Below are 25,717 nucleotides of genomic sequence, written 5' to 3'. Positions count from 1 at the left end.
GCCTAGCGTCGGCGAGGCACGCTCTCTGTGGGGCCCGTCGGTGTCCGCCTCGGCACCACGAGCGGCGTTGCCGCGCGCTTCACCAGTCGATGGCGCGGGTCACGCCGACGAGGCAATTGCCCCCTGCCAGCACGGGCGCGACCGCGCTCGAATAGCCTTGCTCGCTCACCTGCCCGAGCAGGCAACGGTCACCAAGGCGTGCGGCGAACTGCACCGCGTCTGCGCGATGCCCGTCGGGCGTCGTATCGGGGGTCACTTCCAGCACCTCGACGCCGAGCCCGTGCGCCCGCAGTCCGTCGATCACGACCTGACCGCCGGGGATGGAGTCGTCTCCGATCGATTGCCGGTTCACGTGGTCGAAGAACCTCAGGTTCTCCTCGACGCTCGCGTCCGGGTCGAAGCTGCCTGGAGACGGCGTTTCGTCGTCGGGCGCGGGCTTCGACGCTGTTGCGCTCGGAGCAGGCTGGACCGCGCCTTCCGGCGCGCACGCCGTGAGCAAGAGCGTGAGGGCCGCGCCGACCAGCGCTGCCCTCGGCGCGACCAGACGACCTCGGCGTGCGTTCACGACTGCGAGTCTAGGCTGCCATCGGCGAGCCTGACTTGGCGGGCGCTCGGCGGTCGAGCGGAAACAAGCGTCAGAACGGAGTCGGCACCGGCTCGCGTTCGGAAGCCGGAACTGTCGAAGGCCAATCGGAGATCGCGGCGTCAGCATTACCCACTGCTGCTTCTTCTGCAGCAGACGGAGCGGACTCGGAACGCGAGATCGCTCGCGTGAACGTGCTGGTGCCGAATAGCAGGTCGTGGCCGACAGCATCCGCGTCGATCTCGACCGCCATGCCGGTCTTCTGCCCGTTCTCCCATTCGCGGATGCGCAACCGGCCCATGACGATCACACGCTCGCCTTTCCGGATCGACTCTTGCGCGTGCCGAGCGAGCTGGCGGTAGGCGCTCACGGTGTACCAATTGGTGTGACCGTCGATCCACTCGCGCTTCTCGCGATCGAAGCGGCGAGCGGTCGAAGCCAGCCTGAAGCTCGTGATCTCCAAGCCCGCTGTCGTGATCGAATGCCTCGGCTCGGTTGCCACGGTGCCGGTGATGCAAAGAGTGTCGTTCATGGTGATGTCCCCTTCGTGGAATGAAGGGACCCCGGCGAGCGTCTCGTGCCGGGTGATGCGCCACCGGGGTCCGTACGAGCAGCATCGGCCCACGGCATGACCCGCGGTCGGACGCTGCACCGAAAGGGGCAGAAGCGCAGCGCCACACGTTTGGGGAGGAGAGGACGCCGATCCGCCCCGACGCTCAGTGCTCGCGGAACTCGGGCCGTGCTGACCCGGGCGGCAGCGCCGCCATGAGCGCATTCTTAGCGGCCTCGAGCGAGTCGTAACGACCGCGCAGCTCGCCATCGCTGAGCAGCTTGAAGGTGAAGGACCCTTCGACCCGATGCACGGCTCCGACGGCCCCGGCAGGGCCGATGGCGACCCAGGTTTGGTCGAACACGCCTTCGTTCATCGTCGAACTCCCTTCGTCGTGCTTCGGAGCGTACGCCGTGCGCGCCGATCGTTCAGCAGCAGCGGCGGGATCGCGCATCAGAAGGCCGACCTCCAACCGAAGGACGCCGGACGTGAGACGCCCGCCCGAAGCTCGCTCAGGCTGCCTTGATGTACTTCGCGAACGCGGCACGCACCTTGTTCACCTTCGGCACCGCCACGGCCAGGCAGTAGCCCTGGTCAGGATTCTTCGCGAAGAAGTCCTGGTGGTGCTCCTCCGCTCGGTAGAACTCGCCGAGGGGCTCGATCGTGGTGACGATGCCGCCCTCCCAGTACTCGTTCGCTCGATCGCGGGCGGCTTCGAAGAGCGCTTTCTGGTCTTCGTCTGCGTAGAACATCGAGGAGCGGTACTGGGTGCCGATGTCATTGCCCTGGCGGTTCATCTGGCGCGGGTCGTGAAGCGTGAAGAACACGTCGAGGATGGTCTCCGCGGGGATCACCTGCTCGTCGAAGGTGACCGCGACGACCTCGGCGTGATTCGTGGTGCCCGTGCACACGAGTTCATAGCTCGGGTCGGCGACGTGGCCCCCCGAATAGCCGGAAACGACATCGGTGACGCCTTCGAGCGTGCGGTACACCGCATCCAGGCACCAGAAACAACCACCGGCGAGCACGAACGTCTGCATGATCACAGCGTACGCGCGCAGGCTGGGCATGAGACTTGAAGAAGCAATCTGGCGTAGCAATGCCTGTCGCCCGGGCAGCGGCGACGCACCGCTGTAGGGTGCGAACCATGCAGTGGTGGAACGACCTCGTTGACTGGATCACATCAGACGAAGGCTGGCGCGTGCTGACCACCGCCGTCTTCCCCTTACTTGCGATCGTGATCGCCGGCCTCATCGCGGCGTGGATCGGGCGCGCATCGGCCCGGAGGCTGCTGGCGTTCCAGGATCGCGAACTCAAGGCATCCGCGATCGCCACCTTGATCGGGGTGGGACGCAAGGCTGCCACATGGAGCAGCCTCTCGACCGTGGAGCAGCAGCACTACGACACGCTGATCAGCGAGGCGGATGCGCGCATCCGGCTTCTGCCTGTCTCTGGTTCGACCATCGCGGCTGATTGGGCCGCGCACCAGATCGCCGAGATGAAGAAGAACTCGGCCATCTTCAGCTTTCAGGCCGAGCAGACGCTGGAGGAGTTCCGAGACCGGCTCATCGAGTGGCAGCACAAGCCGGCGCGCGCTCGCAAGGTCTTGAAGTACGACCTCGAGCAGTGGAAGTTCCAGGCACCGACGCCTGAGCAGGACCTCTCAGTGAAGCAGCAGGAGTGGGCGAAGGCGCACGAGCCCGGCCCGTTGCACACTTCGGGTGCAGGTGCAGGTGCCGGCGCTGCGCACCCCGAGCGACCCGCGGATGCACGGACGGCGGATGCACGGACGGCGGATGCCGCTGACGCCGTGAGCGCACCGAGCACCGGCCGGACGACCGTCATCGCCGCCTCCCCCGTCGAGGCTGCAAGCCCTGCGTCGCCCGCCGCGAGCACACCAGAGTCCGAGCCTGTGGTGGAGTCTCCGGTCTCGGGGCCCATCGCCACTCCTCCCGCCGGGGCCGGTCACGGCGACGGCTACGCACCGCCCGTCACCGCGAGCACGGTGCGTCAGCGCACGAACCCGCCGACCGACGACTGACACGCTGAGAGCTTCCAGCCGAGCAGCATCTCCGCAGCGCGCAGCGACAGTGGGGCAGACCGTTCAGTCGCGGTGCAACTCGGTGATGCCGAGGTAGTTCTCGGCATTGCTCCGCAGACGCTCCACCTCATCGTCGCTGAGCTGGCGGCGCACCTTCGCCGGCACACCGGCGACGAGCGAGCGGGGCGGTACGACGGTGCCCTCGAGCACCACCGAGCCTGCGGCGACGAGACTCTGTTCGCCGACGACCGCTCCGTTCAGCACTGTCGCGCTGATGCCGATGAGCGCTCCGTCGCCGATCGTGCACCCGTGCAGCATCGCCTTGTGGCCCACCGACACGAACGAACCCACGGTGACGGGCTTGCCGGGGTCGCAGTGCACGACGACGCCGTCTTGAAGGTTGCTCGCCTCGCCGATCTCGATGCGATCGCGATCGCCCCGCAACACGGCCCCGTACCAGATGCTCGTCTTGGGCCCGAGGTGCACGTCGCCGAGCACCGCCGCTGTTGGCGCAATCCACGCGGTCTCGTGGATCTCAGGAGTGTGCCCGTTGATGCTCCGCTGCATGGTTCCCGATGCTAGTCGGCTCTGAGCAGGCGCTGCAGAGCAGCGGCAGTAGGCGTAGTAGCCTCTTGAAGTTGGCCCCCATAGCTCAATGGATAGAGCAACGGCCTTCTAATCCGTAGGTTGCAGGTTCGAGTCCTGCTGGGGGCGCGATCGAATCAGTGCTCGTTGCGCTCGTCGGGGTCTTCGATGGCGTCGCTGTCGGCGGCGTCCCACACATAGGTCACCTGAAGCTGATCGCCGAGCCGCCGTGCGGACTGGAATTGATAGGCGAGCATCGTGTCAGTGCCATCCACGAGCGTCATGACGTTGATCTCGTCATCCCAGCCGTCCTCGGTGGCGATCCGCCGATCGGTCTGGCCGTCGTACGCCCCGCCACGGTAGAACACGACGTACTCTTCACCGCGGGCGATGGTGGGAAGGTTCTCGCTCATGCCCCATTCTTACCAGACCAGGATGCTCGCGGCACCGGCGGCGGCACAGTGTTCCCGCCCCTCCCGCAGGCAAGGACGGAGGCCGTCGATACACTGAGCGGATGGCAAACGGATCTGATCGGCTCGTCTGGATCGACTGCGAGATGACGGGACTCGACGTCGAGATCGACGAGTTGCTCGAGGTCGCGGTCGTCGTCACCGACTCGCAGCTCGAGCCCCTGCACCCCGGATTCTCCGTGGTCATCAAACCCGATCCGTCCGCGCTCGAGCAGATGGGCGACTTCGTCCGCGATATGCACCGCACCAGCGGTCTGCTCGACGAGCTCCCCCGCGGTGTATCGCTTGCAGAGGCTGAATACCAGGTGCTCGAGTACATCCTCAAGTACGTACCGAACGAGCAGCACGCTCCGCTCGCCGGCAACACGATCGGCACCGACCGCACCTTCCTCGCCCGGTACATGCCCCGGGTCGACGGGCACCTGCACTACCGCAGCGTCGACGTCTCGTCGATCAAGGAGCTGTGCCGGCGGTGGTTCCCGCGGATCTACTTCAACGCCCCCATCAAGAGCGGCGGACATCGTGCGCTCGCCGACATCCTCGAATCCATCCGGGAACTCGACTACTACCGTCGTGCGGGCTTCGTGGCTGAACCCGGGCCCACCTCCGAGGAACTGCAGCAGACGTCGGCGGCCATCGTGGACAAGTGGGCCGCGCGGATGTAATAGACTCTTCGTCGGTGCCGATCTTCGAATCGGCCCCATGGTGGGCGTAGCTCAGTTGGTAGAGCGCTGGCTTGTGGTGCCGGATGTCGCGGGTTCGAGTCCCGTCGCTCACCCCACACGAGGCTCGACCTCCGGCCAAGGCTCCACCCTTGGCCGGGGCTCGAGCCTCGTTCTTGTCTGCCTGGGAGTGTTCCCGAGATCGTGGGCGCAGCAGCATCCGCTTAGCGTTCGAAGGCCGAACCTGCAAGGCTGGAGCAATGCTCCACACCCTCGACGATCCTCAGCTTGACGAGCAGCTCCTGCTCGACCAGCCGTGGTCGACCGTGGTCTGGAACGACCCGGTCAACCTCATGTCGTACGTCGCATTCGTCTTCCGCAGTTACTTCGGCTTCGACGCCCCTGAGGCGGAGAAGCTCATGCTGCAGGTGCATAACGAGGGCCGGGCGACCGTCGCGACAGGTCCGCGCGAGGCCATGGAGGTGCACGTGCAGGCGATGCACGGCTACGGACTGTGGGCGACTGTCGAGAAGGTTCCGCAATGATGCTCTGGCATTGGGACGGGCACGCATTCGCGGCGGAGTTCAGTGATATCGAGCGAGCGATCCTGGCAGAGCTCGCCGGCCAGCTCGCCCGGCTCGTCGAAGATCGCGACCGCCGTGATCCCGCGGTGGCGCGGCTGCTGCCGGATGCCTATCGCGACGACGAGGGGTCGGCATCCGAATTCCGTCGACTCACGCAGGGCGAGCTCGCGGAGAACAAGATCGCAGCTGCCCGTGGGCTCGCGGTCCGCATGCAGGACGAACGCGTGCGGCTGGACGAGACCGAGGCCTGGAACTGGCTGCGGGCACTGACCGACCTGCGCCTCGTGCTCGCTTCACGGCTGGGTCTCGATGAGGGCGGAGGCCCTCAGGCGACATCGAACGGATCGGCGCCGGCGAGACCCGTCGAGGCGACCATGGATGCCGCAGAATACGACGCCGGTGCGGAGGGCGATGAGGAGCGGCAGTTCTTGCGCAACGCATTCGAATGGCTGGCCTATGTGCAGGAGTCGCTGATCGCCGCCATGGATCGTCGCGGATGAGCCTGGAGCTCGACGAAGAGTCCTTCGAACGGCTCGTCATCGAGGAGCTGGATGCACTGCCCGACGACATGGTCGACGGCCTCGAGAACGTCGTGTTCGTTGTGGAGGACCGCCCGGAGGACGGATCGCTCGACTTGCTCGCGGTGTATGAAGGGGTCGCGCTCACTGAACGCGGGCAGTACGGCTTCGGTGAGCTCCCTGACCGCATCGTGCTCTACCGAGAGGCGCTGCTCGAGCTCTGCGACGATCTCGAGACGCTGCGGCAGGAGATCCACGTCACGCTCGTGCACGAGATCGCGCACTACTACGGCATCGACGATGAGGAACTGCACCGGCTCGGCTGGGCTTGAACCTCCAGCCGGACCAGATCGTCCGTGGGCTGGACGCGGGTGCTTTTCAGCCCTTGAGGAACGAGAGCCGCTAAGCGAGCGCCGCGGCGAGCGTTGAGCCCATGTGCGCGCCCACTTCGGCCGAGTTCTCGCCGTGGATCACGATGTCGACGAGCGTGTGCGGCTGCTCGCGCGCGATGAACCGCTCTTCCTGCGCTGCCCACATGTCCCAGTGAGGTGCGAACCAGTCGCCGTCGCGATCGATGGCGCGCTTGTGGCGACCAGCATCCGGGTAGGTCACCCACGCAGCGAAGTGCGCCTTCGGACGACTCAGCCGCGAGACGGCGCCTGCGCCCTCGATGACGATCGGGAGGTCAGGGTCGAGCATGCGCCATTCGTCCGCCAGCGCGAGCGTCTCCCAGTCCCAGGGCAGCCAGCGCGGGGTGGAGCTGAGCAGTTCTTCCGCAACCTGCACGCTCCCCTCATCAAGCCCGCCCCAACCCGGGTAGACGTAGTCGAGGGAGACGAGCTGTGCGCCGGGGAGCGACGCGACGAGGGCGCGTGCGAACTCGGTTTTGCCTGAGCCCGCGCGGCCATCGATGAGCATCCGCAACGGTTCGCGGATGCTCAGCAGACGATCGAGCTGCTGCTCGATCTCGCGCTGATAGACGGAGGCCTCGGCCGGTTCAACTAGCAATGAAATTCCATGTCCCTGCGAGCAGTGATGATGCAATGCTCAGGATACCGACCAAGAATCCGAGAAGCATGACCGTGACGTCGCGTGACCCGAGCGTCGAGGGGCGCGCCCAGGAGCGCTCCTTGGAGCTTCCGAACGCTCTCGCCTCCATCGCCGTGGCCAGCCGACTCCCCCGGCGGATCGCGATGACGAGCAGTGAGAAGGCCTGACCGGCCAGCCGTCTCAGGCGTCCCGTATCTCCCACGCCGCGGGCGCGGCGAGCGAGTTCGAGCGAGCGCCAGTCCTCGACGAGCAGACCGACGAGGCGCAGACCCGCGAGCGCGCCGAGCACGAATCTGGCCGGCAGGCGCACGATCTGCGCCAGCCCGTCAGCGAGCCGTGTGGTGTCGACGCCGATGAAGAGCACGACGGAGGGCAGCGCGATCGCGAGCACCCTCAGCATGGTTGCAACGCCGAGGGAGATCGATCCATCGCTCACTCGCGCGAACAAGAACTCGAACCACACACGACCAGAGGTCTCGCCGTACAGCACGATCGTGAGCCCGGTGAGCGGAGCAGCGAGCCATACGGGCCAGGTACGGCGCCAGAACTGTGCGGGTCGGATGCCGAGAAAGGGCAACAGCGCCAGTTCGAGCGCCAGCGCGGTCGCGGCCGACACCCAGTCGATCGTGAGCACGAGGCACAGCGCGATGGCGAACGCCGCCCCGAGGCGCGCAATGGGATTCACACTCGTCCACCACGAGCTCTGCGCTGACGACTCGGCGTCGTGGCGTGCGATCACGTGAGGGGCGGTCATGGCCGTGCTCGCGATCCGTCGTCGATCGCGGCACCTGCTGTCGCGAGGGACCCCTCGTTCCTGTCGAGGTGCAGCACGTCGTCGGCGAGCGCCGCGACGAAGCGCTCGTCGTGCGTGATGGCGACCACCGCGGTGCCGGCGTCCAGGAGTTCGCGCAAGAGACTGACGAGTTCCCTCCACGTCGCGGCGTCCTGCCCGAACGTCGGCTCGTCGAGCACCAGCACCTGTGGTCGGGTCGCCAGCATGGTGGCGACGCTCAGCCTGCGCTTCTCCCCGCCAGAGAGCGAGAAGGGGTTCGCTTCGGCAAGGTGCTCGAGTCGAAGGCGCTTGAGGAGTTCGGTGACCCTCGCATCGGCCTCTGACTTCGGCATCCGCAACGCCTTCAGACCGACCTCGAGCTCGGCGCGCACGGTCGTCGAGAGGAACTGGTGCTCCGGGTCTTGGAAGACCACACCGACCCGAGTGAGGAGCTCTCGACTGCGCCAACGGTGCGGTTGCGCGCTCGCTCCCTGGCGCAGCCCTTCGCTCGCCTGCACCAGGCCGTCTTCGGGTGGCAGCAGGCCGGCGAGGGTCAACCCGGTCGTCGACTTGCCACTGCCATTCGGCCCTGTGATCGCGAGGCACCGGCCTGCTCGCACCTCGGCATGGATTCCGCCGCGAACCGCTGCCCCAGGCGTTCGCGAGACCGTCAGGTCATCCGCCGCGAGCAGTGGTGGGTGATCGCCAAGCGCGCGCGGCGCGTTGCCCGGGCCCATCGGTCGCGCGGCGCCCTGTGAACCGTTCAGGCCACTGGAAGCAGGCGTCCAGATGCCGAGCTCACACAGCTGGTCGGCGTGATCGGTGAACACTGTGGCGGCGGGGGCGTCGATCGCCACGCCGCCGCCCGCGATCACGATCACACGGTCGACCAGATCGTGCCAGAGCTCCACCCGGTGTTCGACTACCACGAGCGTGACAGGGTGCTGCGCCACAACCTCGCCAACGGCCCGTCGCACCTCTTGCACGCCCTCCGGGTCGAGGTTGGCGGTCGGTTCGTCGAGCAGCAGCAGCGCGGGACGCATCGCGAGCACCCCAGCGAGCGCGAGGCGCTGCTGCTGCCCACCGGACAGCGCGGATGTCGGGCGGTCGAGCGGCACGTCGAGGCCCACCTCGTCGAGCGCCGCCCGCACTCGCGGCCAGATCTCCTGCCGTGGAACCGCCAGGTTCTCGAGGCCGAAGGCGACATCGTCGCCCACTCGCGAGAGGATCACCTGACTCTCGGGGTCCTGCAGCACCAGTCCGCGAGTACCGCCTTCGACCTCGAGCGAGCCGCCGGCGTCGCCTTCGTCGTCGCCGAGCAGCCCGGCGAGCGCCTGCAAGAGGGTCGACTTGCCAGAGCCCGAGGCGCCGAGCAGCAGAACACGCTCTCCCGGCTCGATGACCAGGTCGATCGAGCTCAGTGCCGGGGCTCTGCGCGTCGCGTGCCGCCAGCCGAAACCGCGCAGCACGACACGCGCGCCCCGAACGGTGGCCGTCATGATCAGACCGCCGCCTTCACCTCTCGGCCGGCGGCGAACCGATCCAGCACCCCTGTGCGTGCCAGCGCCTTCGCCAGCAGCCAGGCGAGCAGTCCTGCCAGCAGCACGCCACCCACGATGGAAGCGATGGTGTACACGGTGCTGAAGGTCGCGCCCGCTCCCGCGTACCAGAGCACGAGGTCGGTGATGGCCATGGTCAGACCCGATGCGGCACCGGCGAGCAGTGCCGGGATCAGCCTGAAGTTCGCGTAGGCGAAGATCGCGAAGACCAGTTCGGCGCCGAGCCCCTGGGTGAGCCCCGAGACCAGCGTCAGCCAGCCCCACTGGTTGCCGACGACCGCCGAGACGACCGCCGCGAGCAGTTCGCCATAGAGAGCGGCGCCCGGCTTGCGGATGATGATCGCCGTGAGCACGCCGGCGATCAACCACATGCCATGCGAGAGGCCTTGCAGTCCTGGCAGCAGCGCTTTGAGCGGATCGCCAATGACGTTGTCCGCGACGTTCCAGACGACGAACAGCACGCCGCAGGCGACGCCGATGACGCTGGCCACGACGATGTCGACGACCCGCCAGCGGAGCGAGCGGGTAGGACGGATGGATTGCGTGGTCACGATTCGTGCCCTTTCCTCAGAGGTTTCGGAATGGCACGGGAAGGTTGAGAAGTCACTCCCTGCGCTGGCATTACCCAGATCAGGTTCGACGGTCGAAGCTTGGAGAAGCTTCCTCTCAGCCCGGCTCACCGGACTCCCGTGTTCAGCAGCGATTCTACTACTGAATGCCGGCGCTCTTTGATGCAAGCCGCTGCTTGAGGGCCGCTCCGCCGCCGTCGACGGCTACCGGAGTTCCGCGAACCCCGTCGGAACGATCAAGCGAGGACCGCACCGAAGGCGAGCCCGAGCACGTAGGTGACGGCCGCAGCGCCGAATCCGATCGCGAGCTGACGCAGCGCCCGCGCAAGCGGCGAAGCGCCGGAGAGCACGCCGACGATCGCCCCGGTGATGAGCAAGGCGACACCGACGAGGGCCGCTGCGATGATCACCGCTGAGAAGCCGGAGAGGCCGAACAGATAGGGCAGCACCGGGATGATGGCCCCCGAGGCGAAGAACAAGAAGCTCGACACGGCGGCCGCCATGCCGGATCCGACCGCGTCGTGGCCGGCGACGACGAGCGGCACCGGTCCGGTGGCACCGGTGGTGTGGCTCGCGATCACCTGCCGCGCGCGCAGCTCGGCGTCCTCGGGCGTCATGCCGCGTGCCCGGTACACGAGGGTGAGTTCGTTGGCATCGACGTCCAGCCTCGGCACGACGCCCTCAGCGTCGTCATGCGGTTCGCTGGAGCGGAGAAGCTCTCGCTGAGAGCTGACCGAGACGTACTCCCCCGCACCCATCGACAGGGCGCCGGCGAGAAGACCCGCGATGCCGGTGAAGAGCACCGTCTGCGGCGACACACCCGTGGCACCGATACCCAGCACGAGGGCGAGATTGCTGACGAGGCCGTCGTTCGCGCCGAACACGGCAGCCCGGAAATTGCCGGCGAGCCTTGTGCGCCCCTGGGTCGCGAGCGCCCGGACCACTTCCTCATGGATGCGCTCGTCAGCCGCCATCGCCGGGGTCGCTGCATGCTCGGTCGCGTATGGCGAGCGCGATTCAGCGCGTTGCGCGAGTGCGAGCACGAACACTGAGCCGAAGCGCCGCGCGAACCAACCGAGCAGCCGAGTGCGCAGAGCGCCCTTTCGTGCGGGAGCGGCGTGCTCGCCGAGCAGGCTCAGCCAGTGGGCCTCGTGGCGCTGCTCCGCCGCTGCGAGCCCGAGCAGGATCTCGCGCTCCTCCCCTGTCCGGCGTTCGGCGAGGTCGCGATACACCGCACCCTCGGCGCGTTCGTCTGCGAGGTATCGCCGCCAACGGCGGATCTCGGCAGCGGTTGGCGTCGCCGGAGGTTGCTCGACATGGGGCGAGGGGGTGGAGTCCTCGCCCGGGCGCGATTCAGGGCTGTGGCTCACAGCATCCATCCAAGCGCATGCGCAGCGAGGATGCGGTCAGGCCACGGGTCAGGCGTTGACCTTGCTGCGCAGGAAGGTGAGCGGGTCGAGGCGGCCGTCAGCGGCGTCCCAGAGCTCGAGGTGCAGGTGCGGCCCGGTGCTCTGGCCGGTGCTGCCCACCCGTCCGAGCTGCTGTCCGGCGGTCACCTGCTGCCCCACGGCGACACTCAGCGACCCGAGCTGCATGTGCCCGTACACCGAGGTGTAGCGAGCACCGTCGATGACGTGCTCGATCATGGCGTACACGCCCAGACCGCCGGAGGGGTTGCCCACCTCGGTCACGACGCCGTCCGCCAGCGCTGCGACGGGGGTGCCGGCGCCTGGAGTGAAGTCGACTCCGTCATGGTTCGTGGAGCAGCCGGCGCACGGTGCCGACCGTCCGCCGAAGCCGGAGCTGATCTTGCTGCCGGCGGGCACGGGCCACTTGACGAGAGCGAACTTCGTGACACCGTAGTCATCGCGCTGAGTCGGCGCCGGAACGGAGGCCGCTTCGACCTCCAACTCCTGGACCGTTTCGATCTGCTGCGCAGGCGCCTGCTCAGGTGCCGCTTCCGCGGGCAACGAGCTGTTGAACATGAACGCGCCGACCATCATGGCGGCGGTCACGGCGAGTCGGGTCTGCGAGTTGCGGGCGCTCAGCGACTTGACGAGGTCGAAGGCATTCGGGGCATGGGGGAACAGGGGCACAGCGTTTCTCCGGTCGTGGCACTCGGAGCAGCCGAGCACGAACTGAATGGCGCATGTCATCGCGCGGAAGCGCCGCCCAGGACGGCGACGCGAGCCAGCGCAACATGTCGGAAACGACTGGGCCGGCCCTGCAGCGAAAATCGCTACCGCAATAGTGTGCGGGTTGTTATCTTGGCGTTACCTGAACGTGATAAATGAAAAGTGCTGATCGGACGCCGGAGCGCGTCGCTTGCGCCGGCTACAGCAGTCCGCCGGGCACATCGAGCGAGCGAGTCAGTTCGCTCAGCAGCGCTTCGATCTGCGGTTCCACGACCTCGTGCACCGCCTGCTGGATGCGGGGGCGGAACGTCATCAGCTCCAGGCACACATCCATCCCGACTCGCGTCGCCTCATCGTCGGCGAGCGCCATCTCGTATCGCAGCGAGGTCTTCGCCTCATCGCTCAGCGGCGCTGGATCAGGCAGTCGGTGCTCGGCAGCCGCGTCATCGGCGAGGTCTGCGAGCGTGAAGAGGAACGGCTGACCGGGTTCGGGCTCGGGGTCGAGCTCGAGACCCTGATACTCCGGAGCGAGGCCATCGGCGGGCCGATATGGCCGCGCGCGCTTTCGTGCTTCGGCATCACGAAGCTCGCGCCAGAGCAGCGGCAGGTTGCGTTCGGTGTACGCGTCGACGGAGTGCTCGACGATCGCGTTGAGCCGCATGATCAGCGCGTGCTGCACGGCATGCGGCACGTCGGGCCCGAATCCGGCAGCCTCAGTGAGCGGCGAGCCGAAGCAACGTCGGCACACCCTCGCGCGGGATCGATGGGTCGGCGGCTGCCAGCCCGGAAGCCAGCGGAGCCACGCCTCGACGGCGTTGCGCACGCGCGTCTCGATCGAGTGGCCCATGTACGCAACGCTACTCCAGCATCTCGGGATGCCGGGCGACGCCGCCCCGCGACTTCCGTGCTCAGCCGGCGCTTGGCGCCTCGCGCAGCACCACGCGTCGCGCAGCGAAGACGATCACGAAGGCAAGCGCTACTCCGAGCCCCGTCTCCACGAACCGGTCGACGAAGAGCGGATACCAATCGCGACGCTCAGCCAGGTTCGCCGTGCCGAGCGCCAAGGGAGTGATGAAGAGCAGCGCGATGTCATAGCGCCGCGCCACGAACATCTCTGCACCGAACGAGCACAGCGTGAGGATCGCGACCATGAGCCAGATCGGCGGCCCCCAGACGAAGAGCACGGCCGCCACCACCACGCCCGCCGCCGTTCCAACGAAGCGGTGCCACATGCGCGCATAGCCCGTCAGCGCAGCGAGCGTGGGCATCACGGCGGCCACAGCCACCGACGCCCAGTATGGGTGACCGACGCCGAACGCCAGGGCGATGATCCAAGCCCCGACTATCCCGATCACATTGATGCCCGCGAGGTACCAGTAGGTGCGAGTCCTCACCGGCGAGAGCGCCCGCACCGGGCGCCGCTGCAACGGCCAAAGGAACAGCTCGCCCTGGTGCTGCGGCAGCACACGCCGAAGCAGCCAACCGCTCATGCCGAGAAGTATCGAGAACCCGGCTGTCGCCGCTGCAACCGCGACGGCTTCGGGTGCTCTCGCTGCCTCGAGCGATTGGTTCGCCATCACCATGAGCGCGAAGACGAAGAAGATCGATCCGCGCGGCACCCAGTTCATCACCTCGCTGGTCGCGATCCCGAACACCACGGTGACCGCGAGTGCCAGACCGACCACCCACTGCGGCGGGTCGGTGACCGCCAGTGCGATGCCGCCGCAGATCGTCGCCCACAGCGAGATCGCGGCAACCGACAGCGTCACGAGGCGAGCGCGATAGGGCTCGTTCCTGCCGTACAGCGCCGTGAACGCACCGAAGGCCGCGTAGACGGAGAGGTCCGTTCGACCCACAGCGGTCAGGACGACGAGCGGGACGCACAGCGCCACTGCCGCCCGCGCGGCAGCCGCGAAGTCGCGCCGGCCGAGCTCATCGAAGCCACGACGCCAGCCCTTGCTCACCATCACTGCATGCTCACCGACTGGTCCGCTCCTGCGGGGCACCGCTCAGCAGACGCCTCTGCTCATGCAGAGCCTGGCTCCGTGACGAAGTCGATGAGCTGCTCCACGCGGCCGAGCAGCGCGGGCTCGAGGTCTGCGAAGCTTCGCACTCGGCCGAGGATGGTCTGCCAGGCCCGCGCGATGTCGGCCTGGTCGTCGGCAGCCCAGCCGAGCGAACGGCAGATCCCACGTTTCCAGTCGGTGCCGCGGGGTATCACGGGCCAGGCCTCGATACCCAGGCGAGAGGGCTTCACTGCCTGCCAGATGTCGATGAAGGGGTGCCCGACCACGAGCACGGCATCGCCGAACGGGCCCGCAGCGACGGCATCCGCGATGCGCTGCTCCTTCGACCCCGGGACCAGATGATCGACGAGCACACCGAGGCGCTTGGCAGGTGACGGGTCGCGCTCAGCGATGAGATCCGGCAGGTCGTCGATGCCCTCGAGGTACTCGACGACGACGCCCTCCACGCGGAGGTCCGCGCCCCAGACCTTCTCGACCAACTCGGCGTCGTGACGCCCCTCCACGAGGATGCGGCTCGATCGGGCGACCCGCGCGCGAGTCTGCTCGACCGCGAAGGAGCCGGAGGCGGTGCGCGCCCGCGCGGTCGGCGCGGCGGTCGGGAGAACGAGCGCGACCGGACGGCCATCGATGAGGAAGCTCGAATCGAGGGGAAAAGCGCGTACCGCACCGAAGTAGTCCTCGAGCTCGACGAGCCGTCCTTCGACGCGTGTGATCGCGCCGCAGAAGCCGCTCGCGGCGTCTTCGACGACCAGGCCTTGCTCTGCCGCCACCTCTGGTGGACGAGCGATCGGTCGGGCGCGCGCTGCAGCCAGCACATCGGTTCCGTATGGGTCGAAGTCCATCGATCGAGGGTACCTCCCAGCCGGCATCCGTCGGCCGGGTCGCTCAGGGCGCGGTGCCGTGTCGTCCGATCAGGGGCACGAACACGACCGGCATCAACCGATCGCGCAAGAGCTCGTCACCCTGGAGGGTGAGCCGGATCAATTGCTGCCCGAAGCGCGGTTCGCCCACGGGAATCACCAGGCGACCGCCCTCGCCGAGTTGCTCGACGAGCGGCTCCGGCACATCGGGTCCCGCAGCGGTGACGAGCACAGCGTCGAATGGCGCGCACTCGGGAAGGCCGAGCGTGCCGTCGCCCTCGTGCACATGCACATTGGGCCACGGCTGAAGGGCTCGCGTCGCAGCTCGAGCGAGTTCACTGTGCCGCTCGACGGTGTGCACCTCGGCCGCGAGCTCGCCGAGAACAGCGGCCGCATAGCCGGATCCTGTGCCGATCTCGAGCACACGGTCACCTGCTCGCACCCGTGCCGCCTGGCACATGAGCGCGACGATGTAGGGCTGCGAGATGGTCTGGCCGTTCCCGATCGGAAGCGGGTGATCCTCATAGGCTGCGGCCGCTTGGCGTGGCGTCACGAAACGGTGGCGCGGAACGGATCGCATGGCCGCAAGCACGCGCGGGTCGTCGATGTCCCGCCCGGCGAGCTGCTCGTCGACCATTCGCGCACGCTCGCGCTCGAACTCGGCCATGGCTTCAGTCTGCGGCGGCTGCCAAATGGCCGCCATGCGCTCGACCGCGACGCTATTGCTGACGGAGAGAGGGCGGTTGCGGCGAGCAGGCAGCGGCTGCGGTCAGCAGCGAACGCGGCTGCGGCCGGCAGGGAAGGCGAACGGCGTTGCGCTCGTGCAAATGGTCAGCGCGCCTGAACCTGCGCCTCGATGCGTCGGCCGCCACGACGGGGGCGGTCTGCGGCGCGTCGGCCGCGAGCTGCAACGGCAAGAGCGATAAGCCGCCAGCCGAGCAGGAACGCGGCGAGCACTAGCCCCGCGACGAGCACGAACGACGGCTGCACGCCCTGACCTGCGACACTGCGTAGGACCATCCCGATGCCCAGGGTCACTCCCCAGATGAGCAGTCCCGGCAACAGGACCCCGGAAGGACGGCGCCACGCGAGCGACAGTGCCCACCCGAGCAGGAGTGCTGCGAGGAAGGGCCAAAGCGCTGATGCGAAGCCCGCGAGATCCGCGGTCTCGGCATGGCTCCGGCGACCGATGGCAACGAAGGAAGTGACCAGGAGCGCGTCGACGATCAGGGCGATCGCGCAGATCCGCACGGTTGACACGGCGAAGACCTTACGCCTGATCAGGGCTGAAAGTCCAAATGGGCTCGGCGCGGCGCCGACCGCCGGCCGGCGCCGCCTCCCCCGCTCACTCCTGGAACAGGCAGAACGGATGACCGGCTGGGTCGAGGTACACGACGAAGTCGGCGCTGAGCGGGTCGACAGAGGGGTCGGCCTGCCGAGCACCGAGCTCGAGCGCTCGGTCGTGCGCTCGCTGCATATCGTCGACTTCGATGTCGAGGTGCAATTGCTGGGGCACGACCTGCCCGGGCCACTCCGGAGGCCGGTAGCCCTCCACACGCTGGAACGAGAGGCGAGCACCGTTTCCAGTGATGCTCACCCACTCGTCATCCGTCGAGTCGACGGCGAGCGCGAGCAGGCCCGCGTAGAACTGCGCGAGCGCGGACGGGTCGGGGCAGTCGAGGACGACGGCTTGCAGTCTGCCCACGCTTGGCTCGTTCATGAGTGCACCGTAGCGGCATCCGGAAGTTCGAGGAACCCTGTGAAGATCGCTTCCCGCAGACGCGGCAGCACCGAGGCGAGCACTGCGTCAGAGTTGACGTCGAGCAACTGGCCGATCGCGGAGCAGATCGCGGCCACGCTCAGGCTGCCATCACAGGCGCCGATGGTTGCGGCGAGCGCGGTGTCGAGCGGGATCGCTCGCCCGAATCCGCTGCCCTGCCGCAGCAGCATCGCGGTGGGGTCGTCATCTCCCGGCCAGTAGTGACGTTCCTCCGTGACGCTCGCCGCCACGCGCAACTGCAGGGCGGCGACGCTGTCGTCGTCGAGCCGGGAGAGGGCGTCGTGCGCGACCAGCGACTGCAGAAGGTGCGCTCCGAGCCCTCCCACCGTCTCGCCCAACTGATGTTGCAGCCGCTCGAAGCGGCGCAATCGCTGCCCCGGGTGCGGCTCCTGCGAGTGGGCGGGCCGGGGCCGGCGCATGGTGATGTAGCCAAGACCGACCTGCGACACCCCCCGCAGCTCGAAGTCCTCCAACCACCGGCGTTCGAGGTCGTCGAACACCGGGCCCGGCCGGGTTCCGCCGTCTCTGATCCACGTCTCGGCGTACTCGGCCGGGTCGAGCGCTTCTCGCTCGACGACCCAAAGGTCGATCGCAGCGTTCGCGACCCATTCCTCGACTCGATCGAACGCGGAAGCGCCCCCGTGATACTCCCAGTTGCCGAGGAATTGGGCCACGCCGCCGTCGGCCAGATGCTCAGCCCCATGCACGAGCATGTGCCGCACGATGTCGTCGCCGACCAGTCCGCCGTCGCGGTACTCGTACTCTGGAACCCCTTGCCGCCGCGGTGTGATCACGAAGGGAGGGTTCGAGACGATCTGCTCGAAGCGCTCCCCTTCCACGGGCTCGAAGAGGCTCCCCTGACGGAACTCGATCGATCGGATGCCGTTGAGCATCGCGTTGAACCGCGCGAAGGCCAATGCCCGCGCCGAGATGTCGGTCGCGACCACGTGCTCGGCATGCCGCGAGAGGTGCATCGCCTGAATGCCGCAGCCGGTGCCCAGGTCGAGCGCTGATGCCACGGGGCGCTGCACCATCAAGCCGGTGAGAGTCGTGGAGGCGCCGCCCACACCGAGCACATGGGACTCGTCGAGTTCGTGCTCACGGGCGAGTTCGCCGAGGTCGGATGCGATCCACCATGCGCCGGAGCCGCGCTCGTCGACGAAGGAGTACGGGCGGAGGTCGACGCTTGGAGTGACGAAGCCGGATTCTGCTCGCGCCACCAGCCCCAGTGTGATCGCGCCGCCAACCCCCAGTGCGGGCAGCGCTTCTGCCAATTCGGTCTCTCGCACCGGCAGACCGAGCACGAACACGGTGGCGAGCGTGGCGAGCGGACGCGGCTTCGAGGCGATTGCGCGAAGCGCGGGCGCACGGTGACCTCGAAAGAGCGCCCCGTCAGCAGCCGGGCCCCAGAGCTCCGAGAGTGCGTCGACCGAGAATGTCGCCGCCTCGAGGTCGCGGGCGAGCAGAGCGATCGAGGCCGCGTCGGCGGTCGGTGGATGCGGCTCGCTCATCGTTCGAGCAGCAGCGTCTCGATCTCGGCTCGACCGAACTGGCGTGCGATCGCCAGGGCGGGCTGATGCCCGGCTTCCGGGTCGGCTCCGGCATCAAGCAGGGTTTGCGCGATCTCAGCGTTGCCTCGGAACGCCGCGCAGGAGAGCGCCGTCTGCCCCATGGCGTTCTCCGCGTCGATGGCCGCGCCGCGCTCGATCAAGGCGCCGACCGTGCCTGGCTGTTCGGCGTACGCGGCGACGATCAGCAGAGTGTCACCGCGCGCGTTCGCGAGGTCGAGAGGGAAACCCGAGTCGAGCATCTCGAGCAGCTCGGATGTTCTCCCGCCGCGTGCGAGGTCGAACACTCCCTCGATCACAGCGAGCTCATGCTCGCTGTACTGATGAGGCTGAGGCTGATCGCTCACTTCTTCAATGCGCGGATGATGCGGCCGAGCGCCATGCCGATGGCGCAGACGAGCGGTGCGGCGACCGCCGCGAGTGCGACCACGTTGGGCTCGAAGCGCGGTCCGCCCGCTCCCTCGACGATCATGCCGACCGGCACACTTGCACCGCCGCCTCCGCCGCCGCCCTGCTCGCTCTCGTCGCTGCCTCCGCCGAACCCGAACCACACGAGCGACACGGGCACCACTTCGGCCCCGCCGATCGTCTGCTTCTCGCCGTAGTTGACGCGGGCTCCGACCGAATCGGTCACCGACTGCGCGATCTTCTCGATGAGGTTCGTCATGTTCCGACCCTACCGGCGGAAGCGCGCAGCGTCACCGCCCCGGCGGGCGAGAATCAGCGCACGAAGCTGTGCCTGACGGGCTCACGCGAGCGCTTCGCGCACCGCGGGGACCACCTCGCGGGCGTAGAGCGCGATCGAGTTCATCGAGAGCTCATGCGGCACGGTGCCGGCGCTGTACTTGAGGTCAAAGCGGTCGAGTCCGAGGGCCCGCACCGTGTCGACGATCTTCGCCGCGACCGTCTCAGGCGAACCGACGAAGAGCGCGCCGTCGCGTGTCTCCTGCTCGAAGTGCGCGCGGGTCATCCTGCCCCAGCCGCGTTCCCGTCCGATGCGCTCGACCATGGCCGCGTAGTGCGGGAAGTACTCGTCGCGGGCTTGCTCATCAGTGGCGGCGATGTAGCCGGGGATGTGAGCGCCGAGCGGCTGCGGCCCGACCTCGAAGCGCTCGAGCGCTTCGAGGTAGAGCTGCGCGAACGGGGCGAAGCGCGCGGGCGCGCCGCCGATGATGGCGAGCATCATCGGAAGCCCGTAGCGCGCTGCGCGCACCACCGACTGCGGACTGCCGCCCACCGCCACCCACGCTTTGAGCGCGCCGTGCTCGACTGGCGGGTACACGGATTGCTCGCGCAAGGGGGCACGAGTTGTGCCGCTCCAGGTGACCGGCTGCTGCTTGAGCAGCTCGGCGAAGAGCTGCAGTCGTTCTTCGAACAGGGTCTCGTAGTCGGCCAGGTCGAAGCCGAAGAGCGGAAACGATTCAGTGAACGACCCGCGGCCCAGCATGACCTCGGCTCTTCCGTTCGAGATCGCGTCGACGGTGGAGAAGCGCTCGAACACCCGAACCGGGTCGTCGGAGCTGAGTACCGTGACCGCTGAGCCGAGGCGGATGCGTGACGTACGGGCCGCGATCGCCGCGAGCACCACTTCGGGCGCCGACACCGCGAAGTCGGCGCGGTGGTGCTCCCCCACGCCGATGAAGTCGAGGCCGAGCTCGTCGGCCAGCTCGGCCTCGGCGATCAGGTTGCGGATGACTTGGGCATGCGAGAGCGGAGCGCCCGACGGGCCGAGGGTCACGTCGCCGAACGTATCGAGTCCGAACTCCACCTGCTCCGGCATCCCTGCTCCCTGCGAGGTGTCTGCGGGGTCTAGCGCTCGGGTCGGTTCAGCAGCTGCGTCGGGATGAGCACGGAGAACGTCACGGCCAGGATGCCGCCGAGGAACATGATCAGCTCGAGGCCGGGCGTGTCGAAGGCGTAGCCCATCAGCAGCAGACCGCCGATGAAGATGATGATCGAGACGATGGCGATGAGGATGTTCATTGTGACCCTTCTTTGATGGAGAGCTTAGTCGCTGGTGTGCTTGGCGAATGGCTGCGCGGCGGCGCCTTGCACCGTCAGGCGCCTGCCCGCTCGAGCACGAGTTCGCGCACCCTGGCTGCGTCGGCTTGGCCGCGCATGGCCTTCATGACGGCGCCGATGACGGCACCGGCGGCCTGCACCTTGCCGGAGCGGATCTTGTCGAGCACATCGGGCTGTGCGGCGAGCGCCTCGTCGATGGCCGCGATCAATGCGCCGTCGTCGGAGACGACCTTGAGCCCACGTGCTTCAACGATCTCTTCCGGCGTGCCCTCGCCGGCGATGACGCCCTCGAGCACCTCGCGTGCGAGGCGGTCGGTGAGGTCGCCGCTCTCGACCAGTGCGATCAGCTCGGAAACCTGGTGCGGTGTGACGAGCGACGAAGGCTCGACGTCGCGCGCGTTGGCGATACGGAGGATCTCGCCCATCCACCACTTGCGCGCCTGGAACGCGGCCGCGCCCTGCTGCGTGGTCTCGAGCACCTCGGTGAGCAGTCCGGCGTTGACGATGTCGCGGAACTCCTGGTCGTTGAATCCCCAATCGGCCTTGAGCCGGCGGCGCATCGCGACGGGCTGTTCAGGCAGCGCGGCCCGCAGTTCCTTGATCAGTTCGGCCGACGGCACGACCGGCAGCAGATCGGGCTCCGGGAAGTACCGGTAGTCGTCGGCATCGCTCTTCGGGCGCCCCGCTGAGGTGGTTCCTGTGTCTTCATGCCAGTGGCGGGTCTCCTGCACGATCGTGCCGCCCTTGGCGAGGATCGCCGCCTGACGTTGGATCTCGTACCGCACCGCGCGCTCGACCGAGCGCAGCGAGTTGACGTTCTTCGTCTCAGTCCGGATGCCGAGCCGTTCCTGACCCCGAGGCCGCAGCGACACATTGGCGTCACAGCGGAGATTCCCCCGCTCCATGCGAGCGTCGGAGATGCCCAGGGCCCGCACGAGGTCGCGGATGGTGGAGACGTACGCCTTCGCGAGCTCCGGCGCCCGGTGCTCCGCGCCGAAGATGGGCCGCGTCACGATCTCGACCAGCGGCACACCGGCACGGTTGTAGTCGACGAGCGAGTACTCGGCTCCTTGAATGCGGCCAGTGCTGCCACCGACGTGCGTGAGCTTGCCCGCATCCTCTTCCATATGCGCCCGCTCGATCGGCACGGTCACGAGTGTGCCGTCTTCGAGCTCGACCTCGATCGAGCCGTCGAACGCGATGGGCTCGTCATACTGGCTGATCTGGTAGTTCTTGGCGAGGTCGGGGTAGAAGTAGTTCTTCCTCGCGAACCGGCTCGACTCGGCGATCTCGCAGCCGAGCGCGAGCCCCAGCGAGATCGAGTAGCGCACCGCCTGCTCGTTGACCACCGGCAACGAGCCCGGCAGTCCGAGGCACACCGGCGTGATCGCGGTGTTCGGCTCGGCGCCGAAGATGTTCGGCGCGTCGGAGAACATCTTGGTCTTGGTCGAGAGTTCGACGTGCACCTCGAAGCCGAGCACCGGTTCGAAGAGCTCCAGCGCCTTGTCGAAGTCCATCAGATCGGTCTTGGCCATCAGACGGCACCCTCCGTAGCAGCGAGCATCTCTCCGAGCGACAGGTCGGGCGCCTGGCTGATGAGCGTGTGACCCCACGCCTGCTCGAGCAGCGACTCGAGCGCGGCACCGACCTCGTAGAGGCGCGCGTCGGCGCGCTGGGGGGCCATGAACTGGATGCCGACGGGAAGGCCGTCCTCTGGAGCAAGCCCGATCGGCAGAGCGATGCCGGGGACGCCGGCGAGGTTCGCCGGGATGGTGGTGAGGTCGTTCAGGTACATCGCGAGCGGGTCGTCGACGCGCTCGCCAAGCTTGAAGGCGGTGGTCGGCGCGCTCGGAGACACGAGCACATCGGCTTGGCGGAATGCGGCGTCGAAATCGCGCTGAATCAGGGTGCGCACCTTCTGCGCGCTGCCGTAGTACGCGTCGTAGTAGCCGGCGCTCAGCGCATAGGTGCCGAGGATCACCCGGCGCTTGACCTCGTCGCCGAAACCGGCTGCGCGCGTCGCTGACATGACGTCCTCGACGGTGCCGCCGCCCTCAGGCGTCACGCGCAGGCCGAACCGCACCGAGTCGAACTTCGCCAGATTGCTCGACGCCTCGGCCGGGAGGATCAGGTAGTACGCCGCGATCGCGTACTCGAAGTTCGGGGCGTCGACCTCGACGATCTCGGCTCCGGCGTCGCTCATCGCGGTCAATGCCGCCTCGAATCGCTGGGTGACGCCCGCCTGGAATCCCTCGCCGCCCGACAACTGCTTCACAACGCCCACGCGCAGGCCCTTGAACGCCTCGGCGCGTGCGCCCGCACGGGCGGCCTCGGTGAAGCTCGGCCACTGGTCGGTGAGCGAGGTGCTGTCGCGCGGATCGTGTCCGCCGATGATGTCGTGCAACATCGCCGAATCGAGCACAGTGCGCGAGACCGGGCCCACCTGGTCGAGCGATGAGGCGAGCGCGATGGCACCGTATCGTGAGACACCGCCGTAGGTGGGCTTCATGCCGACGGTGCCGGTGACAGCGGCCGGCTGCCGGATGCTTCCACCGGTGTCTGAGCCGAGCGCGATCGCGGCCTCGAAAGCCGCGACTGCGGCGGACGATCCCCCGCCGGAGCCGCCGGGGATGCGCTCGAGGTCCCAGGGGTTGCGAGTGGGCCCGTACGCCGAGTGCTCGGTCGACGATCCCATGGCGAACTCGTCCATGTTGGTCTTGCCCAGCGGCACAAGGCCGGCCTCGCGCAGACGCGAGACGACCGTGGCGTCATAGGGCGGCACCCACCCCTCGAGGATGCGGGACGCGGCCGTGGTCGGCATATCGGAGGTGCAGAGCACGTCCTTGATCGCAACCGGCACGCCCGCCAGTTCTCCAACCGCCTCGCCCGCCGCGCGCCTCGCGTCGATCGACTCAGCGACCTCCAGTGCGCGCTCGTTCACGTGGAGGAACGCGTGCACCTGCTCGTCGACAGCGGCGATGCGGTCGAGATGAGCAGCGGTGAGCTCCCGGGCGCTGACCTCGCGGTCGGCGAGCAGCCGGGCCTGTTCGGATGCGGGCATCCTCGTGAGCTCGTTCATCACTGCTCCTCCCCCAGGATCGCCGAGACCTTGAACCTCGACCCGTCGTGCTCTGGCGCGCCTGCGAGGGCGGCCTCCGTACTGAGCGTGGCGCCGACCACATCCGGCCGGAACACGTTATGGAGGGCGACGGGATGGCTGGTCGCTGGGATGTCGCTCGTGGCGACCTCCGTCACCTTCTCGACCGCGTGCACGATCTGAGCGAGTTCACCGGTGAGGCGCTGCAACTCCTCGGGAGTCAAGTCGATGCGTGCCAGATGAGCCAGGTGCGCGACCTGCTCCGCTGTGATGTCAGCCGTGCTGCTCTCAGACATACTGCTCCCAGGAACGGGGTGAGGGGGACCGCCTCAGTCTACCGATCGGGAGCGCTCACTCGGCCGGCCGGCACTCGCTCTCGCCCTGCAGCGTCATCCCGTTGGGCGAGAGCCGCAGGATGAGGCTCTCGAAGCGGCTCTCGTGGGCTTTGAGCTCGACGGCGCCGCCGACGCTGCTCACCTCGACGCGGTAGCCGAGCTCGCGCCACAGCTGGGTCACCTCCTCGACGATCTCGTCCCGCTCGTCGCTGCCGTCGGGAGCAGGCGCGAGTCGCAGTGCGGGGTACCGCTGCCCTTCGGCCCAGAGCGGCACGGTGCAGCTGCGGGGTGTCGGATCGTCCTGGCGCTCCCAGGTGCCGCCGGCGACGGACTGCGTGCGGTCGATGACGTCGAGGAACGCGTCGCGTGCCTCGGTCGGACTCAGTCCGCTGCCCTCGCTGAGCGCACACCCCGCGAGAAGGGCGCAGCACGCGAGGGCCGTGAGCGCTGCGAAGGCCCTGCTCGTCGGTCGGTGCCGGGAGGGAGAGGAATGGGGCGTTCGGATGCTGAGCTCATCTCTTGGGTCGGGTGGTGTGCCTGTGGGTTCAGGCACGGCCTTCGCGAACGAGGGCGAGCGTGCGCATGGCGTCTTGCGGGGTGCCGTCGGTGACGAGGCCTCCGCGCCCGATGCCGATCAGGGCGAGGTTGCGCAACGATTCGGTGCCGGGCTCGAAGTAGGCGTTGTGTCCGCTCGAGGGGTCGAGCTTCTCATTGGTGATCGCGTCAATGCCGCCCGCGACGCTCATCACGCGCGCACCGAACCCGCTCGCGCCCGGGTCCGCGCCGAAGAAGGAGCTGTTGGGGATCGGGTCCCACACCGCTTCCCCGACGAACACGTTGCCGCGCGCTACGGCCAGGTCTTCGACGGACGCGGCCTCGCCTCCTGGCGATCCGACGAGCGCGAGCGCATCGACGGCGCACTCACCGTTCGAGAGCGCCATGAGCGCGGCGGTGGACCCGTACGAATGGGCGAGGACCGAGACATGAGGCTCGCGATCGGCTCGAACCGTCTGCAGGCCCAGGATGCTGCGGCTCAGCGCCGCGCTGCCCTCGCGTGCCAGGTCGAGGGCCCCGACATTGAGCAGGTCAGGGGTTTGGTAGCCGATCCACGCGATCGTCGCCACGTCCTGACGACCGGCGTTCGTATCGGCTTCTGCGAGCACTCGCAACCAGCTTCGCTGCTCGTCGTAGAGGCGCGCGGCGGTGTCTGTCCACTGCACGAGCTGGGTGCGAACCCCGAAGAACATGCCGGGCACCAAGTAGCTGACGAAGTCGGCGCGGTCGAGGTCGCCGAGCGCGATCGCCGCTGTGGGCTCCCCCTCGTCGGGGATTTGCAGGGCGATCAGGCTGCGGCGCGGGTTCGCATTCGGCTCGCCGAGCGCTCGTTCGACGGCGGAGAGCGCGTCCAACCGCTGTTGAATGCCGGCACGAGCGCTCCGGCCGGCCGCGGTGAGCTCGCGCTGCAGGCGCTCGACCGACCGCTCCAGCGCGACGTGGTTGGCGAGGTCACGCGCTGCGTACGGGATGCCGTCGAGGTTGCCGACGACGTGCGGTGCGCCCGCGAGCAGCACTGCCCGCGAACCCGCCGTGAGCCCCTCCCACCACGCTGCCACTGCCACGGCGGGCGGCGGCGCGATGAGCAACCTGTCGACGAGACGAGGGTCGGCGGCGAGCCGCTTGGCGAGATCAGCGGGCGGGGCGCTCGCGGCGGCGTCCAGCATCCATTCGGCATCGAGCGCCTGTTGCTTCCGCTCGGGTGCCGCTCTGGGCAACTCCCGCGCCTGCGTGGAATCCAGCAGCTCGGAAGCCGCCGCAGGTCGCTCGGCGGGCATGGCGGCGACCTCGACGGGCGTGATCGCGGTCGAGGTCAAGAGGAGCGCTGCCAGCAGCACGAGCAACGGGGGTTCCCTCGCCTTCCGGTGGCAACCGAGCATCTGTCACCACCGCGCT

The 25,717-nt window shown here is 68.0% G+C and carries 33 protein-coding genes, 2 tRNA genes and 1 riboswitch; of the genes, 7 read left to right on the top strand and 28 right to left on the bottom strand.

Annotation, left to right across the window (positions count from 1 at the left end; all coding sequences use genetic code 11):
* Positions 1-79: 79 nt before the first annotated feature.
* The 4 genes from QF206_RS02160 to msrA form a co-directional block, all read right to left on the bottom strand.
* On the bottom strand, positions 80-565 hold the full coding sequence (locus tag QF206_RS02160; RefSeq protein WP_281487553.1) for a DUF6993 domain-containing protein: 486 nt from the start codon (positions 563-565) through the stop codon (positions 80-82).
* Between the two features lie 70 nt (positions 566-635).
* The gene (gene ssb / locus QF206_RS02155; RefSeq protein WP_281487552.1) at positions 636-1,115 is read right to left on the bottom strand and encodes a single-stranded DNA-binding protein; all 480 of its coding nucleotides are present in this window, start codon (positions 1,113-1,115) and stop codon (positions 636-638) included.
* A gap of 184 nt (positions 1,116-1,299) precedes the next feature.
* On the bottom strand, positions 1,300-1,509 hold the full coding sequence (locus QF206_RS02150; protein ID WP_281487551.1) for a methyltransferase: 210 nt from the start codon (positions 1,507-1,509) through the stop codon (positions 1,300-1,302).
* 136 nt (positions 1,510-1,645) lie between these two features.
* Positions 1,646-2,173 (bottom strand): peptide-methionine (S)-S-oxide reductase MsrA, encoded by a 528-nt coding sequence (gene msrA, locus QF206_RS02145; protein WP_281487550.1) that lies wholly within the window; start codon positions 2,171-2,173, stop codon positions 1,646-1,648.
* A gap of 107 nt (positions 2,174-2,280) precedes the next feature.
* Here msrA and QF206_RS02140 point away from each other — a divergent pair, with 107 nt between their 5' ends.
* On the top strand, positions 2,281-3,174 hold the full coding sequence (locus QF206_RS02140; RefSeq protein ID WP_281487549.1) for a hypothetical protein: 894 nt from the start codon (positions 2,281-2,283) through the stop codon (positions 3,172-3,174).
* A gap of 63 nt (positions 3,175-3,237) precedes the next feature.
* Here QF206_RS02140 and QF206_RS02135 read toward each other — a convergent pair whose 3' ends face one another.
* A complete protein-coding gene (locus tag QF206_RS02135; RefSeq protein WP_281487548.1) occupies positions 3,238-3,741 on the bottom strand; it encodes a gamma carbonic anhydrase family protein in 504 nt (167 codons plus the stop codon).
* Between the two features lie 74 nt (positions 3,742-3,815).
* Between QF206_RS02135 and QF206_RS02130 the strand changes: the two genes are divergently transcribed.
* Positions 3,816-3,888 (top strand) — tRNA-Arg (locus QF206_RS02130).
* A gap of 8 nt (positions 3,889-3,896) precedes the next feature.
* Here the strand turns inward: QF206_RS02130 and QF206_RS02125 are convergent.
* Positions 3,897-4,172, bottom strand: a complete 276-nt coding sequence (locus QF206_RS02125; RefSeq protein ID WP_281487547.1) for an oligoribonuclease — start codon at positions 4,170-4,172, stop codon at positions 3,897-3,899.
* Between the two features lie 101 nt (positions 4,173-4,273).
* Between QF206_RS02125 and orn the strand changes: the two genes are divergently transcribed.
* From orn to QF206_RS02100, 5 genes are all read left to right on the top strand, one after another.
* Positions 4,274-4,894: an oligoribonuclease gene (orn, locus tag QF206_RS02120; protein WP_281487546.1), complete on the top strand. Its 621-nt coding sequence runs from the start codon at positions 4,274-4,276 to the stop codon at positions 4,892-4,894.
* A 40-nt stretch (positions 4,895-4,934) separates the two neighbouring features.
* Positions 4,935-5,010, top strand: a tRNA-His gene (locus QF206_RS02115).
* Between the two features lie 141 nt (positions 5,011-5,151).
* On the top strand, positions 5,152-5,436 hold the full coding sequence (gene clpS / locus QF206_RS02110; RefSeq protein WP_281487545.1) for an ATP-dependent Clp protease adapter ClpS: 285 nt from the start codon (positions 5,152-5,154) through the stop codon (positions 5,434-5,436).
* Positions 5,433-5,975: a DUF2017 family protein gene (locus QF206_RS02105; protein WP_281487544.1), complete on the top strand. Its 543-nt coding sequence runs from the start codon at positions 5,433-5,435 to the stop codon at positions 5,973-5,975. The genes clpS and QF206_RS02105 overlap by 4 nt, the downstream gene beginning before the upstream one ends.
* Positions 5,972-6,325, top strand: a complete 354-nt coding sequence (locus QF206_RS02100) for a metallopeptidase family protein (RefSeq protein WP_281487543.1) — start codon at positions 5,972-5,974, stop codon at positions 6,323-6,325. The genes QF206_RS02105 and QF206_RS02100 overlap by 4 nt, the downstream gene beginning before the upstream one ends.
* 70 nt (positions 6,326-6,395) lie before the next feature.
* Here QF206_RS02100 and QF206_RS02095 read toward each other — a convergent pair whose 3' ends face one another.
* From QF206_RS02095 to QF206_RS01990, 22 genes are all read right to left on the bottom strand, one after another.
* Positions 6,396-7,001, bottom strand: a complete 606-nt coding sequence (locus QF206_RS02095) for a nucleoside/nucleotide kinase family protein (RefSeq protein WP_281487542.1) — start codon at positions 6,999-7,001, stop codon at positions 6,396-6,398.
* Positions 6,991-7,797 (bottom strand): energy-coupling factor transporter transmembrane component T family protein, encoded by an 807-nt coding sequence (locus tag QF206_RS02090; protein ID WP_281487541.1) that lies wholly within the window; start codon positions 7,795-7,797, stop codon positions 6,991-6,993. Before QF206_RS02090 ends, QF206_RS02095 begins: the two co-directional genes overlap by 11 nt.
* A complete protein-coding gene (locus QF206_RS02085) occupies positions 7,794-9,314 on the bottom strand; it encodes an ABC transporter ATP-binding protein (RefSeq protein ID WP_281487540.1) in 1,521 nt (506 codons plus the stop codon). The genes QF206_RS02090 and QF206_RS02085 overlap by 4 nt, the downstream gene beginning before the upstream one ends.
* Positions 9,315-9,316: 2 nt before the next feature.
* A complete protein-coding gene (locus tag QF206_RS02080) occupies positions 9,317-9,925 on the bottom strand; it encodes an ECF transporter S component (RefSeq protein ID WP_281487539.1) in 609 nt (202 codons plus the stop codon).
* 39 nt (positions 9,926-9,964) lie between these two features.
* Positions 9,965-10,075: riboswitch (TPP riboswitch) on the bottom strand.
* A 104-nt stretch (positions 10,076-10,179) separates the two neighbouring features.
* A complete protein-coding gene (locus tag QF206_RS02075) occupies positions 10,180-11,322 on the bottom strand; it encodes a VIT1/CCC1 transporter family protein (protein ID WP_281487538.1) in 1,143 nt (380 codons plus the stop codon).
* Positions 11,323-11,361: 39 nt separating this feature from the next.
* Positions 11,362-12,039 carry a M23 family metallopeptidase gene (locus QF206_RS02070; protein WP_281487537.1) on the bottom strand — a complete coding sequence of 226 codons (678 nt, stop codon included), beginning with the start codon at positions 12,037-12,039 and terminating at the stop codon, positions 11,362-11,364.
* A 238-nt stretch (positions 12,040-12,277) separates the two neighbouring features.
* On the bottom strand, positions 12,278-12,925 hold the full coding sequence (locus QF206_RS02065; RefSeq protein ID WP_281487536.1) for a spermidine/putrescine ABC transporter substrate-binding protein: 648 nt from the start codon (positions 12,923-12,925) through the stop codon (positions 12,278-12,280).
* Positions 12,926-12,986: 61 nt separating this feature from the next.
* On the bottom strand, positions 12,987-14,045 hold the full coding sequence (locus QF206_RS02060) for an FUSC family protein (RefSeq protein ID WP_281487535.1): 1,059 nt from the start codon (positions 14,043-14,045) through the stop codon (positions 12,987-12,989).
* A 59-nt stretch (positions 14,046-14,104) separates the two neighbouring features.
* Positions 14,105-14,947 carry a DUF3097 domain-containing protein gene (locus QF206_RS02055; RefSeq protein ID WP_281487534.1) on the bottom strand — a complete coding sequence of 281 codons (843 nt, stop codon included), beginning with the start codon at positions 14,945-14,947 and terminating at the stop codon, positions 14,105-14,107.
* A gap of 43 nt (positions 14,948-14,990) precedes the next feature.
* Positions 14,991-15,632, bottom strand: coding sequence for a protein-L-isoaspartate(D-aspartate) O-methyltransferase (locus QF206_RS02050; RefSeq protein WP_281487533.1), 642 nt, complete (start codon positions 15,630-15,632; stop codon positions 14,991-14,993).
* 164 nt (positions 15,633-15,796) lie between these two features.
* Positions 15,797-16,225: a DUF3054 domain-containing protein gene (locus tag QF206_RS02045; protein ID WP_281487532.1), complete on the bottom strand. Its 429-nt coding sequence runs from the start codon at positions 16,223-16,225 to the stop codon at positions 15,797-15,799.
* Between the two features lie 85 nt (positions 16,226-16,310).
* Positions 16,311-16,685 carry a VOC family protein gene (locus tag QF206_RS02040; RefSeq protein ID WP_281487531.1) on the bottom strand — a complete coding sequence of 125 codons (375 nt, stop codon included), beginning with the start codon at positions 16,683-16,685 and terminating at the stop codon, positions 16,311-16,313.
* Positions 16,682-18,256 (bottom strand): DUF7059 domain-containing protein, encoded by a 1,575-nt coding sequence (locus tag QF206_RS02035; protein ID WP_281487530.1) that lies wholly within the window; start codon positions 18,254-18,256, stop codon positions 16,682-16,684. The genes QF206_RS02040 and QF206_RS02035 overlap by 4 nt, the downstream gene beginning before the upstream one ends.
* Entirely contained in the window at positions 18,253-18,660 is a 408-nt protein-coding gene (locus QF206_RS02030; RefSeq protein ID WP_281487529.1) for an ankyrin repeat domain-containing protein, read from the bottom strand. Before QF206_RS02030 ends, QF206_RS02035 begins: the two co-directional genes overlap by 4 nt.
* The gene (locus QF206_RS02025; protein WP_281487528.1) at positions 18,657-18,980 is read right to left on the bottom strand and encodes a hypothetical protein; all 324 of its coding nucleotides are present in this window, start codon (positions 18,978-18,980) and stop codon (positions 18,657-18,659) included. The genes QF206_RS02030 and QF206_RS02025 overlap by 4 nt, the downstream gene beginning before the upstream one ends.
* Positions 18,981-19,061: 81 nt before the next feature.
* Entirely contained in the window at positions 19,062-20,093 is a 1,032-nt protein-coding gene (locus tag QF206_RS02020; RefSeq protein WP_281487527.1) for an LLM class flavin-dependent oxidoreductase, read from the bottom strand.
* Between the two features lie 29 nt (positions 20,094-20,122).
* Positions 20,123-20,296, bottom strand: coding sequence for a hypothetical protein (locus QF206_RS02015; protein WP_281487526.1), 174 nt, complete (start codon positions 20,294-20,296; stop codon positions 20,123-20,125).
* 74 nt (positions 20,297-20,370) lie between these two features.
* A complete protein-coding gene (gene gatB, locus QF206_RS02010; RefSeq protein WP_281487525.1) occupies positions 20,371-21,870 on the bottom strand; it encodes an Asp-tRNA(Asn)/Glu-tRNA(Gln) amidotransferase subunit GatB in 1,500 nt (499 codons plus the stop codon).
* Positions 21,870-23,414 carry an Asp-tRNA(Asn)/Glu-tRNA(Gln) amidotransferase subunit GatA gene (gatA, locus tag QF206_RS02005; RefSeq protein WP_281487524.1) on the bottom strand — a complete coding sequence of 515 codons (1,545 nt, stop codon included), beginning with the start codon at positions 23,412-23,414 and terminating at the stop codon, positions 21,870-21,872. Before gatA ends, gatB begins: the two co-directional genes overlap by 1 nt.
* Positions 23,414-23,728 carry an Asp-tRNA(Asn)/Glu-tRNA(Gln) amidotransferase subunit GatC gene (gene gatC / locus QF206_RS02000; RefSeq protein WP_281487523.1) on the bottom strand — a complete coding sequence of 105 codons (315 nt, stop codon included), beginning with the start codon at positions 23,726-23,728 and terminating at the stop codon, positions 23,414-23,416. Before gatC ends, gatA begins: the two co-directional genes overlap by 1 nt.
* A gap of 55 nt (positions 23,729-23,783) precedes the next feature.
* On the bottom strand, positions 23,784-24,320 hold the full coding sequence (locus tag QF206_RS01995) for a hypothetical protein (RefSeq protein WP_281487522.1): 537 nt from the start codon (positions 24,318-24,320) through the stop codon (positions 23,784-23,786).
* Positions 24,313-25,659: an alpha/beta hydrolase gene (locus tag QF206_RS01990; protein WP_281488106.1), complete on the bottom strand. Its 1,347-nt coding sequence runs from the start codon at positions 25,657-25,659 to the stop codon at positions 24,313-24,315. The genes QF206_RS01995 and QF206_RS01990 overlap by 8 nt, the downstream gene beginning before the upstream one ends.
* Positions 25,660-25,717: the final 58 nt, after the last annotated feature.

The sequence above is a fragment of the Ruicaihuangia caeni genome (genome assembly GCF_029952955.1).
GTDB classification, from domain to species: domain Bacteria; phylum Actinomycetota; class Actinomycetes; order Actinomycetales; family Microbacteriaceae; genus Ruicaihuangia; species Ruicaihuangia caeni.
The sequence above is the reverse complement of the archived record's forward strand: the minus strand, read 5'-3'. Positions and strand labels throughout refer to the sequence as shown.

Bases quoted from the DNA above. Each gene is read 5' to 3' on its own strand.
- clpS (WP_281487545.1), top strand. From the start codon at position 5,152: ATGCTCCACACCCTCGACGATCCTCAGCTTGACGAGCAGCTCCTGCTC.
- QF206_RS02075 (WP_281487538.1), bottom strand. From the start codon at position 11,322: ATGGATGCTGTGAGCCACAGCCCTGAATCGCGCCCGGGCGAGGACTCC.
- QF206_RS02020 (WP_281487527.1), bottom strand. From the start codon at position 20,093: ATGCCGGAGCAGGTGGAGTTCGGACTCGATACGTTCGGCGACGTGACC.
- QF206_RS02025 (WP_281487528.1), bottom strand. From the start codon at position 18,980: ATGACGAACCTCATCGAGAAGATCGCGCAGTCGGTGACCGATTCGGTC.
- QF206_RS02100 (WP_281487543.1), top strand. From the start codon at position 5,972: ATGAGCCTGGAGCTCGACGAAGAGTCCTTCGAACGGCTCGTCATCGAG.
- QF206_RS02135 (WP_281487548.1), bottom strand. From the start codon at position 3,741: ATGCAGCGGAGCATCAACGGGCACACTCCTGAGATCCACGAGACCGCG.
- QF206_RS02065 (WP_281487536.1), bottom strand. From the start codon at position 12,925: ATGGGCCACTCGATCGAGACGCGCGTGCGCAACGCCGTCGAGGCGTGG.
- QF206_RS02015 (WP_281487526.1), bottom strand. From the start codon at position 20,296: ATGAACATCCTCATCGCCATCGTCTCGATCATCATCTTCATCGGCGGT.
- QF206_RS02125 (WP_281487547.1), bottom strand. From the start codon at position 4,172: ATGAGCGAGAACCTTCCCACCATCGCCCGCGGTGAAGAGTACGTCGTG.
- msrA (WP_281487550.1), bottom strand. From the start codon at position 2,173: ATGCAGACGTTCGTGCTCGCCGGTGGTTGTTTCTGGTGCCTGGATGCG.
- QF206_RS02085 (WP_281487540.1), bottom strand. From the start codon at position 9,314: ATGACGGCCACCGTTCGGGGCGCGCGTGTCGTGCTGCGCGGTTTCGGC.
- gatB (WP_281487525.1), bottom strand. From the start codon at position 21,870: ATGGCCAAGACCGATCTGATGGACTTCGACAAGGCGCTGGAGCTCTTC.
- QF206_RS02055 (WP_281487534.1), bottom strand. From the start codon at position 14,947: ATGGACTTCGACCCATACGGAACCGATGTGCTGGCTGCAGCGCGCGCC.
- ssb (WP_281487552.1), bottom strand. From the start codon at position 1,115: ATGAACGACACTCTTTGCATCACCGGCACCGTGGCAACCGAGCCGAGG.
- QF206_RS02040 (WP_281487531.1), bottom strand. From the start codon at position 16,685: ATGAACGAGCCAAGCGTGGGCAGACTGCAAGCCGTCGTCCTCGACTGC.
- QF206_RS02105 (WP_281487544.1), top strand. From the start codon at position 5,433: ATGATGCTCTGGCATTGGGACGGGCACGCATTCGCGGCGGAGTTCAGT.
- QF206_RS02060 (WP_281487535.1), bottom strand. From the start codon at position 14,045: ATGGTGAGCAAGGGCTGGCGTCGTGGCTTCGATGAGCTCGGCCGGCGC.
- gatC (WP_281487523.1), bottom strand. From the start codon at position 23,728: ATGTCTGAGAGCAGCACGGCTGACATCACAGCGGAGCAGGTCGCGCAC.
- orn (WP_281487546.1), top strand. From the start codon at position 4,274: ATGGCAAACGGATCTGATCGGCTCGTCTGGATCGACTGCGAGATGACG.
- QF206_RS02140 (WP_281487549.1), top strand. From the start codon at position 2,281: ATGCAGTGGTGGAACGACCTCGTTGACTGGATCACATCAGACGAAGGC.
- gatA (WP_281487524.1), bottom strand. From the start codon at position 23,414: ATGAACGAGCTCACGAGGATGCCCGCATCCGAACAGGCCCGGCTGCTC.
- QF206_RS02150 (WP_281487551.1), bottom strand. From the start codon at position 1,509: ATGAACGAAGGCGTGTTCGACCAAACCTGGGTCGCCATCGGCCCTGCC.
- QF206_RS02035 (WP_281487530.1), bottom strand. From the start codon at position 18,256: ATGAGCGAGCCGCATCCACCGACCGCCGACGCGGCCTCGATCGCTCTG.
- QF206_RS02050 (WP_281487533.1), bottom strand. From the start codon at position 15,632: ATGGCCGAGTTCGAGCGCGAGCGTGCGCGAATGGTCGACGAGCAGCTC.
- QF206_RS02090 (WP_281487541.1), bottom strand. From the start codon at position 7,797: ATGACCGCCCCTCACGTGATCGCACGCCACGACGCCGAGTCGTCAGCG.